Origin of the sequence: Luteimonas vadosa (genome assembly GCF_039543545.1) — a bacterium.
Classification (GTDB): domain Bacteria; phylum Pseudomonadota; class Gammaproteobacteria; order Xanthomonadales; family Xanthomonadaceae; genus Luteimonas; species Luteimonas vadosa.
On the sequence record NZ_BAABJY010000001.1, the window covers coordinates 105,493 to 122,321 of the forward strand.

The window sequence follows — 16,829 nt, forward strand, 5'->3', positions numbered from 1 at the left end:
CCGTGCCGCGGATGCCGCACCGGGCGCCAGGCGCCTACGCGTCGACGTAGTCCACGACCTCCAGGCCGAACCCTGCCAGGCCCACCTGCTTGCGGGGCGTGCCCAGCACGCGCAGCCTGCCCAGCCCCAGGTCGGCGAGGATCTGGCTGCCGGCGCCGTTGCGTCGCCATTCGCTGAGCACGGCGCGGCCCTGCGGCGGGGCATCGGCGCCGTCGCCGGGCACGGCCCGCAGCCGCCGCAGCAAGGCATCGGCATCGGGCTGTTCGCCCAGCAACACCAGCGCGCCGCGGCCGGCCGCGGCGATGGCCGCCAGCACGTCGCCGATGGCGGGGCCGAAATCGGCGCGCCGCCAGTGCAGCACGTCGGCCAGCAGGTTCATGGGTTGCACCCGCACGAGGGTCGGCGTGCCCGGATCGGGTTCGCCGCGCAGCAACGCGAAATGCAGGCTGCGATCGACGCGGTCGCGATACGCGAACAGGCGGAACGGCCCCTGTTCGGTGTCGATCTCGCGCTCGTCGACGCGCTCGATCGTGTGCTCGTTGTGCAGGCGGTGGCGGATGAGGTCCTCGATCGACCCGATCTTCAAGCCGTGCTCGCGCGCGAACACTTCCAGCTGCGGCCGGCGCGCCATGCTGCCGTCGGGATTGAGGATCTCCACCAGCACGCCGGCCGGTTCGAGCCCGGCCAGCATCGCCAGGTCGCTGGCCGCCTCGGTGTGGCCGGCGCGGCTGAGCACGCCGCCGGGCTGGGCCTGCAGCGGGAAGATGTGGCCTGGCTGCGACAGGTCGGTGGGATCGGAGTCCGGACGCACCGCGGTGCGGATCGTATGCGCCCGGTCGTAGGCGGAGATGCCGGTGGTCACGCCCTCGGCCGCCTCGATCGACACCGTGAAGTTGGTGCCGTGCGAGGAGGTGTTGTCGCGCACCATCGGCGGCAGGCCCAGCTGCCGGCAGCGTTCGCGGGTCAACGACAGGCATACCAGGCCGCGGGCATGGGTGACCATGAAGTTGATGTCCGAGGGCTTGACCAGTTCGGCGGCCATGATCAGGTCGCCTTCGTTCTCGCGGTCCTCGTCGTCGACGATGACCACCATGCGGCCGGCTCGGATTTCCTCGAGCAGTTCCGGGATCGGCGCGAAACTCATGCCGGCGCCCTCGCCGACAACAGGCGTTCGACGTAGCGGGCGACGAGGTCGGCTTCCAGGTTGACCGGATCACCGGGGGACGCGTGCGCGAACGCGGTGTGCGCGATGGTGTGCGGCACGAGGGTGACGTCGAAGAAGCCGCCGTCATCCACCGTGTTGACCGTCAGGCTGACGCCGTCCACGCAGATGGAGCCCTTGCGCGCGATGTAGCGCATCAGCGCCGGCGGCGCGTCGAACGCCCAGCGTTGCGCGCCGCCATCGTCCACGATACGACGCACCCGGCCGATGCCGTCGACATGTCCGCTCACCAGGTGCCCGCCCAGCCGCTGGTCGGCGCGCAGCGCGCGCTCCAGGTTCACCGCCGTGCCCGTGGGCAGGCCGCCGAGCGTGGTGACCGACAAGGTCTCCGCGGAAGCGTCGGCGACGAAGTGATCGCCGCCGAATCCCGCCACCGTCAGGCAGACGCCGTTGACGGCGATGCTTTCGCCCGGCTCGGGGGCCTCGAAGGGCAACGAACCGGTGTCGAAGCGCAGCCGCGCATCGCTGCCGCTCGCCTCGCGCGCGGCCAGCACACCGACTCCCTGGACCAACCCTGTGAACATGCGACGTTTCCGTGTGGCGAAGAACGAAAACGCCTCCCGGGCCACGGGACGGACGCACGCCGTCGGGCGTGCGTCGCGGTCTTCTTCCATCCGGACTATCACCGTCGGCTCCGGCATCGGACCGGATCTGCTGACCCGGCGGCTGCGGCCGCCGGCGCTCGCGGGCTCGTGCAGGCTTCGATGGGAGCCGTGCACCTACCGCCGGTGGGGAATCGCACCCCGCCCTGAAGACGTTTGCTTGTTGTTTACCGGCGAACCGGCGAGGGCAGCTTACCATCCGCCCGCGCGGCGCCGTCGCCGCGCGGGTGCCCCAAGCATGCGCTGGCGCCCTGGGCCGGCCTCAACCGGCCTTGCGGCGCGCGTGCACGAACATAGGCCAGGACACGGTTTGCAGTCGTTGCGGATCTCCCCAGGCGGCTTGCAGCGCCGCCGCGTGCCTGGCCACCGGGTCGACACCGGTGGCCTCGCGGTGGCGCTTGCTGGCCGAATAGCTCGCGTAATACCCGAGCAGCCGCGCCAGCGGCCACTGCGCGCGCAACGCGAAGTCCGGCGCGGCCAGCGCGTCGAAGGGCCATCGGTAGCCGGCATACGCGGCGTCGACGTCGGCGCGCGCCGGCGGCCAATGCCCGCGGATCTCGTCCTGCAGCGCCTGGTTGGCGGCGGCGAGCGCCTCGGGCACGACGACATCCTGGTAACCCCAGGCCACCAGCACGCCGCCGGGCTTGAGCACCCGGTCGCACTCGGCGAAGAAGGCCGCCCGGTCGAACCAGTGCAACGCCTGCGCCACGCACACCGCATCGACGCTGCCGGCCGGCAGGCTGCATCGTTCGGCCGGTTCGACGGCGAACGTGGCGTTGGCTGCCGCCGGGGCCTGCGCGACCTGCGCTTGGCTGGGGTCGGTGGCGTGGACGGCGTTGAAACGGGCGGCCAAGCTTGCGGTGGCCTGTCCGCTGCCGCAGCCCGCTTCCCACGCCAGGCGGCGCGCCGGCGACACCGCGGCGATCCAGTCGAACAAGGCGTCCGGATAGCGCGGCCGCGACTGCGCATAATCCGCCGCGACCGGCGAGAAGTGGTCCTGGAAACTCACGACCCCGCGATGGGTGTCAGCAACAGGCGCAGGTCGTCGCCGATGCGGCGCGTCTCGACCAGCTCCAAGCGCATCCGTTGCGCCATGTCGTCGATCGCCATGCCCTGGAACAGGGGCCGCGCACGGTCGCCCAGGAGCACCGGTGCGACGTAGAGCAGCAACTCGTCGACCAGGCCCGCGCGCAGCAGGGCACCGGACAGGGTCGCGCCGGTCTCGACCTGGACCTCGTTGATCTCGCGGGCCGCGAGCAGGGCCAAGACCGCTTCGAGGTCCAGCTCGCCCTTGGTCGATTGCACCGGGGCGCGCGCGGCGGTGAATCCGCGCGGCGGCTTCACGTCGGGTGCGTGCAGGTAAAGTGTGGGGGCGTCGCCTTCGCGCACCCGTCCTCGCGCGATCGTGGCCAGGCCGGGATCGAGCACCACGCGCAGGGGCGGGACGAACCCGGCGTCCCCGTCGAGCCGCACGGTGAGTTGCGGGTCGTCCGCGAGCACCGTCCCGGAACCGGTCAGCAGCGCGCCGGCGCGTGCGCGCCAATGCATGACATCGGCGCGGGAGGCCTCGCAGCTGATCCACTTCGACTCGCCGTTGGCCAGTGCCGTGCGTCCGTCCAGGCTCATCGCCAGCTTGATCCGCACCCAGGGGCGGCCGCGCTCGACGCGCGACAGCCAGGCCCGGTTGAGCGCGCGTGCCTGCGCCTCCATCAGGCCCTCGGCGACCTCGACCCCGGCGGCCCGCAACCGCTCAAACCCCTTCCCGTCGACCTGCGGGAACGGGTCGCGCATCGCCGCGACCACGCGCGCGACGCCGGCCTCGATCAGGGCATCGGCACACGGACCCGTGCTGCCGACGTGGGCGCAGGGCTCCAGCGTCACGTAGGCCGTCGCATCCACCGCGCGCTTGCCCGCATCCTGCAGCGCGAACACTTCGGCGTGGGGACCGCCCTTGCGCTGGTGGAAACCTTCCCCGACGACCTCGTCGCCGTGCGCGATCACGCAGCCGACCATGGGATTGGGCCGCGTCGTGTACGCGCCGCGCTCGGCCAGGCGCAGCGCGTGGGCCATGTGGACGTGGTCGGTGGCGTTGAATGTCATGGAATGCCGGATGCCATCAGGAGGGATTGTTGAGGCGCGCAGGCCGCGTGCGGAGGCGGGATCGGGACGGGCAGGTTCAGCCCTCCCGCCGCTTACGGGGGAGGGCTTGGAAAGGGGGCGACGGCGCCTGCGAGTCGATGTCCGCGAAGCAAACTGCAGTGCAGCCCACTCGCCACCCGGCTTGCGCTTCAAGGGTTCCCAGGCTCCGGCGTTCCGCCACCCTACCCTCCCCCGCAAGCAGAGGAGGGGCCGGTCACGGAGGCCGGCTGAACCTTCAACACTTCTTGCCCTTGCCCGCGTGCTTGCCGATCGGCACCACGTCGGCGGCAAGCAACGGCAGCTGGCCCTCGCCGGGCAGCTCGCGTTCCAGGCGGTCGAGCTCGTCGCGGAAGTCGGCCACGTCCTCGAACGAGCGGTAGACCGAGGCGAAGCGCACGAAGGCGACATGGTCGAGCTTGCGCAGCTCGGCCATCACGAACTCGCCGACGCGACGCGACGGCAGTTCGCGCTCCGCGGTCATGCGCAGCTGGTGCACCACCGCGCGCACCGCCGCCTCGATCTGCTCCTCGGACACCGGGCGCTTGTGCAGCGCGCGGTCGAAGCCCTGCCGCAGCTTGCGCGCGTCGAAGGTGTCGCGGCGGCCATCGGACTTGATGATCGCCGGCAGCTTGAGCTCGATGGTCTCGAGCGTGGAGAAGCGCTCCCCGCAAGCCTCGCACTCGCGGCGCCGACGGATGGTCGCGCCGTCGTCGGACACGCGCGAGTCGATCACGCGGGTGTCGGTGCCTTGGCAGAAGGGGCAATGCATCGCTCTGGACGCGCCCTAGGGACGGCCGTTGCCGCAATGAAGCCGGGGCGCGCTGGGCGAGGCCGCCATCAGCCGTACACCGGGAACTGGCTGCACTGCCGCGTGACGTTCTCGCGAACGGCGGCGATGACGGCTTCGTCGCCTGGCGCATCGAGTACGTCGCACATCCACCCGGCCAGCGCCACGCACTCGGGTTCCCCGTAGCCGCGCGTGGTGACGGCAGGGGTGCCGATGCGCAGGCCGGAGGTCACGAAGGGCTTCTGCGGGTCGCCCGGCACGGCGTTCTTGTTGACGGTGATGTGCGCCTGGCCAAGCGCGGCCTCGGCGTCCTTGCCGGTGATGCCGTTGGCGATCAGGTCGACCAGCATCAGGTGGTTCTGCGTGCCGCCGGAAACGATCTTGTAACCCCGCGCGATCATCGTCTTCGCCATCGCCTGCGCGTTCCTGACGACCTGCTGCTGGTAGGCCTTGAACTCGGGCGCCAGCGCCTCCTTGAAGGCCACCGCCTTGGCGGCGATGACGTGCATCAGCGGCCCGCCCTGGATGCCGGGAAAGATCATCGACTGCAGCTTCTTGCCGATGTCGTCGAAGGCTTCGCCCGCACCCTCGCGGCTGGCGACGATGATGCCGCCGCGCGGTCCGCGCAGCGTCTTGTGCGTGGTCGAGGTGACCACGTGTGCGTGGGGCAACGGGTTCGGGTACACGCCCGCGGCGACCAGCCCGGCGACATGCGCCATGTCGACGAACAGCAGCGCGCCGACCTTGTCGGCGATGGCGCGGAAGCGCGCCCAGTCCACCTCCTGCGAATACGCGGAAAAACCGGCGACCACCATCTTCGGCTGGTGCTCGACGGCCAGCGCCTCGACGGCGTCGTAGTCGATCAGGCCGTCGTCGTCGACGCCGTATTGCGCCGCGTCGAACAGCTTGCCGCTGATGTTGGGCTTGGCCCCGTGCGTCAGGTGGCCCCCATGGGCCAGCGACATCCCGAGGATCCGGTCGCCCGGCTGCAGCAGCGACAGGTAGACGGCCTGGTTCGCTTGCGAGCCCGAATGCGGCTGGACGTTGGCGTAGTCGGCGCCGAACAGTTCCTTCGCCCGGTCGATGGCCAGCTGCTCGGCGACGTCGACGTGCTCGCAGCCGCCGTAGTAGCGCTTGCCGGGATAGCCTTCGGCGTACTTGTTGGTGAGCTGGCTGCCCTGCGCCTCCATCACCCGGGGACTGCAGTAGTTCTCGGAAGCGATCAGCTCGACGTGGTCTTCCTGGCGCCGGTTTTCGTCGGCGATCGCCGCGGCCAGTTCGGGGTCGAATCCTTCGATGCGGGCATCGCGGGGAAACATCGGCGCTCCAGGGACCGGGAAGGCTGGATTGTACCGTGCGCCCGGCCACCGGCCCGGCGCTAGCCGCGGCGGCGGACCACGCCGGCGACGACGCCCGTCCCCGCGGCCACCAGCAGGTAGCTGCCGCGGCCGTCCCCACGCCAGTAATAGCCCGGTGGCGGCATGCGCAGGCCGAAGCGCCCGGGGTCGCGCACGATCCAGGTCGGTCCATGCCGGGGATCGTCGTGGCGGATGCCGGTGATCCAGCGCGGCGCATGGCGCGGATGGCCGCCATGTGCCGGCGCGTCGCCAGGCAAGGGTCGGGCCGTGTAGCCCACGGGCGGCAAGACCCGCGCGGCCGGCAACCGCCACCCCGGCACGTCGACCTGGACCCCCTGCCTTCCTGCATGGCTGTGCGCATGTAGCGGGTCTCGCGCGGGCTCGATGCCATCGGCCGTGGCCGGCAACGCGACCACGATCAGGAGCACGAGCAGCGCGGAACGAGTGACGGAGGGCATGCGAGGTCTCCCTGCATCGACGACAGGGCGACTATAGGCGGCCTCGACTGAATCTTGCCCCCGGGGGGCGGGCGCGGCGGCGCGGCGGCGTGCCGGCCCGCTGCCACCGGCTCGCCCGCTATAATCCGCGCATCCCGATGTCCTATCGCGGCCCTGCCCCGTGCAGCGGCCGCCGGTGGCGAGCCTCGCCTCGCCGCATTCCCACGCGGAGCCCCCATGTCGCAATACATCTACACCATGAACGGCGTCAGCAAGGTTGTGCCGCCGAAGCGCCAGATCATCAAGGACATCTCCCTGTCCTTCTTCCCCGGCGCCAAGATCGGCCTGCTGGGCCTCAACGGCGCCGGCAAGTCGACGGTGCTCAAGATCATGGCCGGCGTGGATACCGATTTCTCCGGCGAGGCACGCCCGCAACCCGGGATCAAGGTCGGCTACCTGGCCCAGGAGCCGCAACTCGACCCGGAGATGACGGTCCGCGAAGCCGTCGAGGAAGGCGTGGGCGAGGTGCTCCAGGCCCAGGCCGCGCTGGACAAGGTCTACGACGCCTACGCCGAGGAAGGCGCCGACTTCGACAAGCTCGCCGCCGAGCAGCAGCGGCTCGAAGCCATCCTCGCCACCAACGACGCGCACCTGCTCGAGCAGCAGCTCGAAGTCGCGGCGGATGCCCTGCGCATCCCGCCGTGGGACGCGAAGATCGGACCGCTGTCCGGCGGCGAGAAGCGCCGCGTGGCGCTGTGCCGGCTGCTGCTGCAGAAGCCGGACATGCTGCTGCTCGACGAGCCGACCAACCACCTCGACGCCGAGTCCGTCGAATGGCTGGAACAGTTCCTCGCCCGCTACACCGGCACGGTGGTGGCGGTGACCCACGATCGCTACTTCCTCGACAACGCCGCGGAGTGGATCTTGGAGCTCGACCGTGGTCGCGGCATCCCGTGGAAGGGCAACTACACCGACTGGCTGACCCAGAAGGAAGAGCGGCTCAAGCGCGAGGAATCGTCGGAGAAGGCCCGGCAGAAGGCGATCCAGAAGGAACTGGAGTGGGCCCGCCAGAACGCCAAGGGCGGGCGCAGCAAGGGCAAGGCACGACTGGCCCGGATCGAGGAGCTGCAGTCGGTCGACTACCAGAAGCGCAACGAGACCAACGAGATCTTCATCCCGCCGGGCGAGCGCCTCGGCAACTCGGTGATGGAGTTCAAGGGGGTGTCCAAGTCCTTCGGCGACCGCCTGCTGATCGACGACCTCAGCTTCATCGTGCCGCCGGGCGCGATCGTCGGCATCATCGGCCCCAACGGCGCCGGCAAGTCGACCCTGTTCAAGATGATCACCGGGCAGGAAAAGCCGGACAAGGGCGAGATCACCACCGGGCCCACGGTGCAGATCGCCTACGTCGACCAGAGTCGCGAGAAGCTGGAAGGCAACCACAACGTCTTCCAGGAAGTCAGCGGCGGCGCCGACATCCTCAACATCAATGGCATCGAGATCCAGTCGCGCGCCTACATCGGCCGCTTCAACTTCAAGGGCCAGGACCAGCAGAAACTGGTCGGCACGCTGTCGGGCGGCGAGCGCGGCCGCCTGCACCTGGCCAAGACCCTGCTGCAGGGCGGCAACGTGCTGTTGCTGGACGAACCGTCCAACGACCTGGACATCGAGACCCTGCGCGCGCTCGAAGACGCGCTGCTGGAGTTTCCCGGCAACACCTTCGTCATCTCGCACGACCGGTGGTTCCTGGACCGCATCGCCACCCACATCCTGGCGTTCGAGGGCGACTCGCACGTCGAGTTCTTCCAGGGCAACTACCGCGAGTACGAAGAGGACAAGAAGCGCCGGCTGGGCGAGGAAGGCGCGCAACCGCACCGGCTGCGGTTCAAGGCCTTGAAGTAAGCGCCCGGCATGCCCCGCCGGGCGCCTTGCCGCAATCGAAAGCCCGGGGCGCGGACCACTCCCCGGCAACGGAACACGCTTGAAGCACCGCCCGCCCCGCGGGTGCGGCGAAGCGAAGGAGTCGAACTGGCATGACGTTCATCGAAGCGCTGAAGCTCCGCTGGGGAACGGCCGATTCGCTGGTATGCGTCGGGCTCGATCCCGAGCCGAGCAAGTACCCCGCGTCGCTGGCCGGCGATCCGGACGCCACCTTTGCCTTCTGCCGCGACATCGTCGACGCCACGGCGCCGTTCGCCTGCTGCTTCAAGCCGCAGATCGCGCATTTCGCGGCGCTGGGCGCCGAGGACGCGCTACGGCGGCTGGTCGCGCACATCCACTCGTCCCACGCCGGCATCCCGGTGATCCTCGATGCCAAGCGCGGCGACATCGGCAGCACCGCGCAGCGCTACGCGACGGAGGCCTTCGACCGCTACGGCGCGGACGCGGTCACCGCCAACCCCTACCTCGGAGGGGATTCGCTGCGGCCGTTCCTCGACCGCGCGGACAAGGGCGTGGTGATCCTCTGCCGAACCTCCAATCCCGGTGCCGCCGACCTGCAGGACCTCGCGGTCTCGACGCCCGGCGGCAGCCCACGCCCGCTCTACCAGCACGTCGCCGAGACCGTGGTCCGCGACTGGAACGGCCATGGGAACTGCGCGCTGGTGGTGGGCGCGACCTGGCCTGAACAACTGCGCGAGGTGCGGGCGATCGTCGGCGCGATGCCGCTGCTCGTCCCGGGCGTGGGCGCGCAGGGCGGCGACGTGGCGGCCGTGGTGCGCAACGCGAAGTCGGCCGATGGCACCGGCCTGCTGGTCAGCAGCTCACGCGCGATCATGCACGCCTCGCAGGACGACGATTTCGCCGAGGCGGCGGCCAACGCCGCGCGGACACTGCGCGACGCGATCAACGCGCAGCGATAGTCCCCGGCTACGTCCGAAGACGCCATCCGGCCAGCAAGGTCCGCAGCAGGGACAACTTGCAGCGGACGGCGATCGCGACCCAGACCGCCGCACGGACCACCATGCCGCGGTGAGGCGCTTCGAACTTGCGGAAATAGCGCCAAAGCCCCCGATGCTTGTGCCACTCCACGAACAGCGGGCGCGAGCGGCTCGATACCCCGCGCAGGTGCACCACGCGCACGTCGTTGGCGACTGCCACCACGGCGCCGGCTTCGCGCGCTCGGCGGCAGAGATCCAGGTCCTCGCCATGCAGGCGGTAGCCGGCATCGAAGCCGTCGATGCGGTGGAACAGGCGGCGCGGAAGCAGCATCAGCGCACCGGACACGGCCTCGACCCGTTGCACGGGCAGCGCCGGGTCCATCGCCACCGCCAGGTCGCGGTCGCGCGACGAAAACAGCATCCGCGAGAACACCGGGTCGTGCCTGCGGGCCGCGCCATCCCGGCGACCTTGCTCGTCCACGAGATCCGCGCCGAGCAGCGCCTCCCCGTCCAGCGCCAGCGCGTGCTCCCGCAGTCGCGACAAGGCATCCGCTTCGAGCAGGCAGTCGGGATTGACGAACGCAAGCCATGCCTCCTCGACGTCCGCAGCGCCCTGGTTGCAGGCCTGCGAGAACCCGGGATTGTCCGGGTTGGCGACGAAGCGCAACCGCGGGTCTGCCAGGGCGTGGCGTTGCACGATGGCCAAGGTTTCGTCGCTCGACGCGTTGTCGACGACCCGGATCGAGCCCACGCCCACGCAGGCGCGCAGGCGCGCGAGGCAACCGTCGATCGTCGCCGCGCTCTGGTGGCTGACGACGATGGCGGCGATGTCCGCGCCGACCGTTGTGACACTCATCCGGCGCCTGCCTTCCGTCCCGGCGCGTCCTCGTCCCGGGGCGGGAACAATTCCTGCTGCGGGCGCGGACCCTCTTGCCCGGCCAGCTGCAGGGAAAGCAGGTTGCGCGTCTCGCGCAGGGGGTCTTCCATCAGGAACGTCGCCAGGCGCGCATGCCACGTGGGCCAGCGGGTGGCCAGCGCCTCGAGGTCGCCTTCCTTCGGTCCACCCTCGCCACCACGCGCCACGAAGGCGGTGGCGCACAAGGCGTTGCGCCAACCAAGCCCCGACAATCGCAGCGACAGGTCGATCAGCGCGGCATACCAGGAAGCGTAGCTGCTCGCATCGAGTCCACCCGCCTTGCCCCGCGCGCTGCCCCGCAGGAACACCGCGTGGTCGACAGCAGCCGGGATCTCGGGATGCACCGGGGGCATCGCCGCCGCGGCATGGGCGAGGCGTCGCGGGTCGGCCCCATCGTGCGCGCCGGGCACGGGCGCGATGTCCCCGCAGCGCGGCCACGCCGCGGCCTCTCCCGCATTGCACCATGGCGTCGCGGTGCCGATCGACGCATCGCCCGCGGCGCAGGCGCTCAACGCGGTGAGCCAACCCGGCAGGGGGATCGCATCGGCGGCGAGCACGACGACGTCGGCATCGCCGCAGGCGCGCAGGGCCTCGTCCAGATGCGCGACTTCGCCCACGCGACGGTCGCGGCGGGTGTAGTCGGCCTGCAGAGGTGTGTCAGCGAGCCAACGCTCGATGATCGCCAGGCCACGCGGCCCTGCTTGTGCGTCATCTGTCAGCCACGCGCGGGTGCCCGCGGGGGTGGCCCGGTCCAGCGCGGCGAGGCAGGCATCCAGCGCGTCGTCGTCCACCCCCACCGGCAGCAGCACCACCGGCAGTTCAGCCATCGCTGGAACCGCCTTGGGCCATGCTCAGCGCGGCGTCCGGTACAACGGCTCCAGTGCACGGAAACGCCGGCCGTACTCGTCGGTCAGGTCACGCGCCGCCGAGGGATCGCGCACCAGGGTGGGTGTCAGCAGGATGATGACCTCGCTACGCGTGGTCACCGAGCGCTGCTGGCCGAACAGGCCGCCGATCACCGGGATCCGGCTGAGGCCAGGGAGCCCGTTGGACCCGCGGGTGATGCCGTCCTGGATCAGCCCGGCCATGATCACCGTCTCGCCGCTCTGGACGATGGCGTTGGTCTTGAGGCGGCGGGTGTCGATGCGGACGTTGCCGTTCTGGTCCGGGTTGCCGGCGGGCGAGCTGACTTCCTGCACCAGGTCGAGGAACACGGTGCCGTCCTTGGTCACCCGCGGACGCACCTTGAGGATGGTTCCGGTGTCGAGGTACTGGACCTGGCTGATGGTGTCCGTGCCCAGGCCGGGGTTCACCGTCACCGACGAAATCGGGATGCGGCTGCCGACGTTGAGCGTGGCTTCGTAGTTGTTGCGCACCATCACCGATGGCGTCTGCAGCATCTGCACGTCGCTGACCTGGTCCAGCGCGCTGAGGATCCCGACCGAACTCCCGGTCAGGAACGAATAGGTCAACCCGCCCGTGCCGGTGAGGTTGCGCACGCCGGCGTTGTCGGGCAGCGGCGTGATGCCGAGGACGTTCTCGAAGTACCAGCTGACGCCGTATTGCAGGTCGCCCGACAACGTCACTTCGGCGACCTGGGCCTCGATGTGGACCTGCAGAGGCATCACGTCGAGGCGTTCGATCACATCCTTGATCGCGCGCCAGGCACTGGCGGATGTCCGCACCAGGAGTGTGTTCGTCTCGTCCACCGCGGACACGCCCACGCGTTCGCCGTCCACCTCCAGGGTGACCGCCGCGTTACCGCCGGCGCGCTCGCCGAGCGACAGCGACCCGCCGCCCAGACCGCTGGAACCGCCGCCCGGATCCCCCCCGGAGCCGCCGATCTGGGCGGAGCTCACGCCCCGGTCGCCGATGCCGCCATCCTGGATGGTCGTCGATTCCAGGCCCGGCATCAGCGTGGCGCTGCCGCCACCATCGTTCGATCGGCCGCCGCCGCCGCCATACACCTCGGCCAGGCGCTCGGCCAGGTCCTTGGCGGTGATGTACTTCAGTTCATAGGAATACAGCCGGACGCCCGCCCCCGCACCGTCGATGCGGTCGATCCACTGCTGGATCTCGTCGAGGTAGTTCGGCTGCGACGTGATCACCATCACCGCATTGGCCCCTTCCAGCGGCAGGAACCGGAACATGCCCGCGACCGGCGAATTGCTTTGCGCGCCAAACACCTTCTCGAGGTCGCCGACGACCTTGGCGGCCCTGCCCGACTGCAGCGGGTACACGCCGACCGACATTCCCGCGAGCCAGTCGACGTCGAAGATGGCGATGGTGCGCAGGTAGTTCTCGAGCTCGGCGCGGGTTCCGCCGACGGTGATGACGTTGCGCCCCCCGTCGACGCCGACGATGGCATTGGGACGTGCGTAAGGCTTGAGGACCTTCTCCATCTCGGTGGCTGAGATGTAGCGAAGCGGCACGACCCGGGTCTCGAAGCCGCGCGCCGTGGCCGCGGAGCCCGTGCGCGGCGCGACCGTCCCCGCAAGCGCCTGGTCGGCCGGCACGATGTTGTAGACGCCGTTGGTGTAGACCATGCGGGCGTTGTTCCAGCCCAGCACCTGCTCGAGCAGGGTGAAGGCTTGCGCCGGGCTGACCCGCTGGACGTTCAGGGTGACGGTTCCCGAGACGTTCGGCGCGATGGTGAAGTTCTGGCCCAGCATGTCACCGAGGATCGCCTTGACCACCGCGTGCAGCGATTCGCCCTCGAAATTGAACGACGCCGCCCCCGAACTGCCGGCGAAGTTCGGAGGCGGGGCTGACGCGATCCCCTGGTTGATCGCGACCCCCGTGCCCCGGCGAACCTGCGCCCGGGGCCCGCCTTCCCCCGCGCTGTCCAGGGGTTCGGCGACTACCCCTCCGACGGTGCGCGCCTCCTCCGCGGCAGGCCGCTGGATGCGCGGCATCGTGCCTTCGCGACGCACGGTCGGTGCAGGCATCGTGGTACAGGCCGCCAACAGCACCGCTAGGCAGGCAGCCACGGCCGGGGTCAGGGTGGGACGCATGTTCATGAGGGGCATTCTAGGTTGAGTTCATTGTTCGGGGTCGGGGACCGGGGGTTGCGGCGTCATCGCCTGGCGTCGCAACTGGGCGCGACGCGCCTCGATGCGTTGGCGGATCGCTTCAACCTGGTCCTCGGGCGTCTGCGGCACGCCTGTTTCCGTTTTTTCCGTCGAAGCCCGCGCCTGGGTCGCCGGCGCACCCGGCGGCGGCGGTTGCGCGGCATCGGGGGTCGGGGTGTCGTTCGCTGGCCTCCCGCTGCTGGCGGCCGTCGCGTCGCCGGTTGGGCTCGCGCGTGGCGCGGCCACGACGGTCGGGGCTTCGCCGCCGGTGCCGTCGAATACCCGGAGTTCGAGCGTGGTGTTTCCTTCCGGCCCGGCGAACACCGCGCTGCGACGGGACAGGGAGACCAGGTTCCAGGCCGCCGCGCCGTCCGGCGCTTCGCCGACCTTCACGCGTACCGGATCGCCCCCGCCGGCAGGGTGCAGGATCGCCATCTCCACCTGGGGCGTCAGCAGGACGCTGGTCAGGATGAACTCGAACGTGTTCTGCGGCTCCTCGCCATCGGGATTGATGAAGAATGGCTTCGGCCGGCGGTCGTTGGTGAACAATGGCCGGTCGCCGATCGAAGCATATTGCGGCATGGGCCCGAGGCGTTCGGCGACCGGCGGCGGCAATTGCGGCAACGGCTGCAGCAGGGCCGGATCCTCCGGCAATCTCTCGATCCGGCTGCCCAGGCCCGCCAGGCCGAGCACCCAGAACGACAACGCCCACAGCGAAGCCGCGCCAAGGAGCCATGTCCTGGCGCCGGCGGCGTCAGCGCGCACGACCGGCCTCCACTGGCGTCGCCTGCGGTTGCGGCTGCAAGTAGCCGTAGAGGTCGAAACTCACGTCCAAGCCCCCTCCCTGGTTGCCCAGCGGACCCTGGCCCGGCAGGAAGAACGACCGCTGCGCCAGGATGTTGAGGTTGTCGACGAACAGTCTCGGCGCCCCGCTTTCCAGCGAGTGCAATACGGCTGCCAGTTCCGGGTTTCCGCAACGCAACCTGACCTGGACCACCGCCCTGGGAAAGCTCTGCTGGCCCGGGGCGTCGTTCAATGGCGAACGATTGGTGATCGCGCAACTGCGATTGCCCGGACTGGCCTCGCCCACCGCTGTCTCCAGCCGCTGCACCAGGGCGGCGGTCGCCAGTTGCACCGAGCCTTCGGACATGAAGCCAGGCGTCCGCGCGGCCTGTGCCTGCACCGCCTGCAGGCGCTCGCGCACGGCGGGGGCCTGGCGAAGCTCCATGCGAACGCGGAGGTCGCGTTCCTGCAATCCCTCGATGCGCTCGTTGAGCTGGAGCATGGGGATCGTCCACCAGGTGTGCACCAGCAGCAGGTAGCCGAACAGCAAGATGCCGGCCAGCAGCCCGAGCGCCAGCCAGCGGTCGCGATCAGGGACGATTTTCGGCATCGGCGTCCCCCCGGTTGGCGGCAGTCGCGGGCGGGGGCGTGACCACCAGTTCGGCCGTGAGTGTGAACCGGTCGCTTCCGGTCCGCGGGTCGGGCTGCAGTGCCCCGGTCAGGGCCGGCGAGCGCCACAGGTCGGAGCCCTCAAGGACTCGCACCAGCGAAGAGGCATCGCGGCTCAGTCCGATCAACAGGATGCGATCGTCCTCGATCGAAAGCTTTTCCAGGTGGGTCGAGTCGGGCAGCCGGCGACTGAATTCGTCGAGGACTTCGACCGTCGTCGGCCTGCCGGCGCGCGTCGCCTGCAGGAAGCGCATCCCTTCCACCAGGCCTAGCAATCGCTGCTTCTCGACCGACACGGTCCGCGCGCGGGTCGCGAGGGCGGAGACTTCGGCCTCGAATGCATCCGCCGCCTGCGAACGATTGGAGAGCATCTGCCACAGCGATGCGGCGAGCGCGATCACGGCGACCGAAGCCAGCGCCAGGTTCCACCCCAGCCATGGATCCGTGCGTTGGTGGCGGCGCGCGCCGGGGAGAAGGTTAACGCCGAGCGTCCGGCCGTCGCTGGACTGCAGGTCCGCGCCGGTCAGCGTCCGCGACACCGGACCCAGCCCACCGAGGGCTGTGTCGAGTGCAGCGGACGGGACCACGACCAGTTCCACGTCGAGTTGGCCGTCGTCGCGCCGGCCGGTCACGCGGGCGTCGTATTGCACGTCCGCCGCCGTGAACGGCGTCTGGCGCTCGATCTCGAATCCGAGCATGTCGCGCAGGCGTGGCTCGGCGGCCGCGGGCAACACCATCGAGCGCCGCAGGCCGCTGCCCGCGGGCAGGACCAGCCAACGCGGCAGGTCCGCCACGCGCGGCGCCAGCAGGCGCTGCAACGGATCCGGGTCGAGCATGTCGTCGCCCGACCACGGGACCTGCCCGAGCTCGCGCGCCTCGGCCTCGCGCTCGAGCACCAGGCGCAGGCTGTCGCCGGCGGGCTGCAACAGCAGCCGCTCGTGGGCCAGGCCGAAGAGCTTGCGCACGCGCAGCGGCAGCCAGCTGGCCAGCGCCTGCGTCCACCATGCCCAGAAGCTGGCGGCGCGCGGACGCAAGCGTCGCCCGGCGCGGCCCAGGCGACGGGGCAGCGAACTGTCGGCAGTAACTGTTTCGACGGCTGACATCAGCGCGGCGTGGCTCCCTCTTCCCATCGCAATGGCGTATAGGCCCCCCCGGGCAAGCCGCTGGCGCCGGTGCGAACCAAGGCTCGCAACACCGCTCGGCGGCCATCGGGAAGCCGTGCACGGCTGTCGATACTATACGTGCCGCTGCCACCGCCGACGATGGCGCCACCGCTCCCCGGGACGCTCCCGCGCTCGCGTTCGGCGAGGATCGGCTGCGGATCGATCCCCAGCGCCTGCAGCACGGCCGCGCTGGCGAATCGCTGGTCGGGCTGGGGCCGGCCACTATGGACCGTCAAATGCTCGGCGACCAGCGCATACAGCGCGGGCGTCATCCCCAGCACTTGCTCGACTTCGGCGACCGTTTCGAAGGGCGCGTCCTTGGCGCCGTAGGGGCGTTCGGCGGCAGCGTACTGGGGATCCTCCGCACCACCGGATGGCTGGGTGAGCGAATCGGGGTCGCGCCAGTCCACGATGGCCGCGGCCACCCCGGTCGCGGCGTCGGGCTCGGCACCGACGGCGCGCAGGAGTCCCGAGATCAGGTTGACGTCGGCGTTGTTGAGATCGACCTTCGCCGACTCGTCGACCAGCCTCACCTCGACCCGCGCCGCCCCGAACGTCCACGGATACGCGCGTCCGTCCGGCAACCATGCGCCCTCGGTTTCCGGCAACACCACCCGTGTCATCGCATATTCGAGTCCCGCGCGCGCGGCCTGCCCGGCCACCACGCTGCCGCTGAGCACGCGGCCCTGCATGTATTCGATGCGCGCCGTCATCGCGAACGCACCGACCAATGCGATCAGCAGCGCGACCAGCCACATCACCAGGATGAGCGCGACGCCTCGCTGGCGAACCGACGCCACCAT

At 70.3% G+C, this 16,829-nt stretch carries 16 protein-coding genes and 1 riboswitch; of the genes, 2 read left to right on the forward strand and 14 right to left on the reverse strand.

From position 1 onward, the window contains the following. Window positions 1-34 precede the first annotated feature (34 nt). From ribB to ABD970_RS00480, 7 genes are all read right to left on the reverse strand, one after another. Window positions 35-1,144, reverse strand: coding sequence for a 3,4-dihydroxy-2-butanone-4-phosphate synthase (ribB, locus tag ABD970_RS00450; protein WP_345293535.1), 1,110 nt, complete (start codon window positions 1,142-1,144; stop codon window positions 35-37). Beyond that, window positions 1,141-1,746, reverse strand: a complete 606-nt coding sequence (locus ABD970_RS00455; protein ID WP_345293536.1) for a riboflavin synthase — start codon at window positions 1,744-1,746, stop codon at window positions 1,141-1,143. The genes ribB and ABD970_RS00455 overlap by 4 nt, the downstream gene beginning before the upstream one ends. Before the next feature lie 74 nt (window positions 1,747-1,820). Further along, window positions 1,821-1,982, reverse strand: a riboswitch (FMN riboswitch). A gap of 104 nt (window positions 1,983-2,086) precedes the next feature. Beyond that, entirely contained in the window at window positions 2,087-2,833 is a 747-nt protein-coding gene (locus ABD970_RS00460; RefSeq protein ID WP_345293537.1) for a class I SAM-dependent methyltransferase, read from the reverse strand. Beyond that, entirely contained in the window at window positions 2,830-3,924 is a 1,095-nt protein-coding gene (gene ribD / locus ABD970_RS00465; RefSeq protein ID WP_345293538.1) for a bifunctional diaminohydroxyphosphoribosylaminopyrimidine deaminase/5-amino-6-(5-phosphoribosylamino)uracil reductase RibD, read from the reverse strand. Before ribD ends, ABD970_RS00460 begins: the two co-directional genes overlap by 4 nt. Before the next feature lie 274 nt (window positions 3,925-4,198). After that, the gene (gene nrdR / locus ABD970_RS00470) at window positions 4,199-4,732 is read right to left on the reverse strand and encodes a transcriptional regulator NrdR (protein ID WP_345293539.1); all 534 of its coding nucleotides are present in this window, start codon (window positions 4,730-4,732) and stop codon (window positions 4,199-4,201) included. Window positions 4,733-4,800: 68 nt separating this feature from the next. Then, on the reverse strand, window positions 4,801-6,069 hold the full coding sequence (glyA, locus tag ABD970_RS00475) for a serine hydroxymethyltransferase (protein ID WP_345293540.1): 1,269 nt from the start codon (window positions 6,067-6,069) through the stop codon (window positions 4,801-4,803). Between the two features lie 59 nt (window positions 6,070-6,128). Further along, window positions 6,129-6,566 carry an RcnB family protein gene (locus tag ABD970_RS00480; protein ID WP_345293541.1) on the reverse strand — a complete coding sequence of 146 codons (438 nt, stop codon included), beginning with the start codon at window positions 6,564-6,566 and terminating at the stop codon, window positions 6,129-6,131. A 216-nt stretch (window positions 6,567-6,782) separates the two neighbouring features. Here ABD970_RS00480 and ettA point away from each other — a divergent pair, with 216 nt between their 5' ends. Together ettA and pyrF are read left to right on the forward strand one after the other, a co-directional pair. Then, on the forward strand, window positions 6,783-8,447 hold the full coding sequence (gene ettA / locus ABD970_RS00485; RefSeq protein WP_345293542.1) for an energy-dependent translational throttle protein EttA: 1,665 nt from the start codon (window positions 6,783-6,785) through the stop codon (window positions 8,445-8,447). Window positions 8,448-8,578: 131 nt separating this feature from the next. After that, window positions 8,579-9,406: an orotidine-5'-phosphate decarboxylase gene (gene pyrF / locus ABD970_RS00490; protein ID WP_345293543.1), complete on the forward strand. Its 828-nt coding sequence runs from the start codon at window positions 8,579-8,581 to the stop codon at window positions 9,404-9,406. Window positions 9,407-9,413: 7 nt separating this feature from the next. Here pyrF and ABD970_RS00495 read toward each other — a convergent pair whose 3' ends face one another. Genes ABD970_RS00495 through ABD970_RS00525 form a run of 7 tightly spaced genes read right to left on the reverse strand, consistent with a single transcriptional unit; the run spans window position 9,414 to window position 16,829 of the window. Next, complete coding sequence (locus ABD970_RS00495; RefSeq protein WP_345293544.1) at window positions 9,414-10,280, reverse strand: glycosyltransferase family 2 protein; 867 nt, start codon at window positions 10,278-10,280, stop codon at window positions 9,414-9,416. Next, window positions 10,277-11,167, reverse strand: a complete 891-nt coding sequence (locus ABD970_RS00500) for a glycosyltransferase family 2 protein (protein WP_345293545.1) — start codon at window positions 11,165-11,167, stop codon at window positions 10,277-10,279. Before ABD970_RS00500 ends, ABD970_RS00495 begins: the two co-directional genes overlap by 4 nt. A gap of 24 nt (window positions 11,168-11,191) precedes the next feature. Continuing rightward, window positions 11,192-13,354: a type II secretion system secretin GspD gene (gene gspD / locus ABD970_RS00505; protein ID WP_345294522.1), complete on the reverse strand. Its 2,163-nt coding sequence runs from the start codon at window positions 13,352-13,354 to the stop codon at window positions 11,192-11,194. 27 nt (window positions 13,355-13,381) lie between these two features. Then, entirely contained in the window at window positions 13,382-14,176 is a 795-nt protein-coding gene (locus tag ABD970_RS00510) for a hypothetical protein (RefSeq protein ID WP_345293546.1), read from the reverse strand. Continuing rightward, complete coding sequence (gspM, locus tag ABD970_RS00515; protein ID WP_345293547.1) at window positions 14,166-14,804, reverse strand: type II secretion system protein GspM; 639 nt, start codon at window positions 14,802-14,804, stop codon at window positions 14,166-14,168. The genes ABD970_RS00510 and gspM overlap by 11 nt, the downstream gene beginning before the upstream one ends. After that, window positions 14,785-15,966: a PilN domain-containing protein gene (locus tag ABD970_RS00520; RefSeq protein ID WP_345293548.1), complete on the reverse strand. Its 1,182-nt coding sequence runs from the start codon at window positions 15,964-15,966 to the stop codon at window positions 14,785-14,787. The genes gspM and ABD970_RS00520 overlap by 20 nt, the downstream gene beginning before the upstream one ends. Next, window positions 15,966-16,829, reverse strand: a complete 864-nt coding sequence (locus ABD970_RS00525; RefSeq protein WP_345293549.1) for a type II secretion system minor pseudopilin — start codon at window positions 16,827-16,829, stop codon at window positions 15,966-15,968. The genes ABD970_RS00520 and ABD970_RS00525 overlap by 1 nt, the downstream gene beginning before the upstream one ends.

What these genes read in the sequence shown, in the direction of transcription:
- ribB (WP_345293535.1), bottom strand. Translation starts at nt 1,144, where the DNA reads ATGAGTTTCGCGCCGATCCCGGAACTGCTCGAGGAAATCCGAGCCGGC.
- ABD970_RS00455 (WP_345293536.1), bottom strand. Translation starts at nt 1,746, where the DNA reads ATGTTCACAGGGTTGGTCCAGGGAGTCGGTGTGCTGGCCGCGCGCGAG.
- ribD (WP_345293538.1), bottom strand. Translation starts at nt 3,924, where the DNA reads ATGACATTCAACGCCACCGACCACGTCCACATGGCCCACGCGCTGCGC.
- nrdR (WP_345293539.1), bottom strand. Translation starts at nt 4,732, where the DNA reads ATGCATTGCCCCTTCTGCCAAGGCACCGACACCCGCGTGATCGACTCG.
- glyA (WP_345293540.1), bottom strand. Translation starts at nt 6,069, where the DNA reads ATGTTTCCCCGCGATGCCCGCATCGAAGGATTCGACCCCGAACTGGCC.
- ABD970_RS00480 (WP_345293541.1), bottom strand. Translation starts at nt 6,566, where the DNA reads ATGCCCTCCGTCACTCGTTCCGCGCTGCTCGTGCTCCTGATCGTGGTC.
- ettA (WP_345293542.1), top strand. Translation starts at nt 6,783, where the DNA reads ATGTCGCAATACATCTACACCATGAACGGCGTCAGCAAGGTTGTGCCG.
- pyrF (WP_345293543.1), top strand. Translation starts at nt 8,579, where the DNA reads ATGACGTTCATCGAAGCGCTGAAGCTCCGCTGGGGAACGGCCGATTCG.
- ABD970_RS00495 (WP_345293544.1), bottom strand. Translation starts at nt 10,280, where the DNA reads ATGAGTGTCACAACGGTCGGCGCGGACATCGCCGCCATCGTCGTCAGC.
- ABD970_RS00500 (WP_345293545.1), bottom strand. Translation starts at nt 11,167, where the DNA reads ATGGCTGAACTGCCGGTGGTGCTGCTGCCGGTGGGGGTGGACGACGAC.
- gspD (WP_345294522.1), bottom strand. Translation starts at nt 13,354, where the DNA reads ATGCGTCCCACCCTGACCCCGGCCGTGGCTGCCTGCCTAGCGGTGCTG.
- gspM (WP_345293547.1), bottom strand. Translation starts at nt 14,804, where the DNA reads ATGCCGAAAATCGTCCCTGATCGCGACCGCTGGCTGGCGCTCGGGCTG.
- ABD970_RS00520 (WP_345293548.1), bottom strand. Translation starts at nt 15,966, where the DNA reads ATGTCAGCCGTCGAAACAGTTACTGCCGACAGTTCGCTGCCCCGTCGC.
- ABD970_RS00525 (WP_345293549.1), bottom strand. Translation starts at nt 16,829, where the DNA reads ATGGTGGCGTCGGTTCGCCAGCGAGGCGTCGCGCTCATCCTGGTGATG.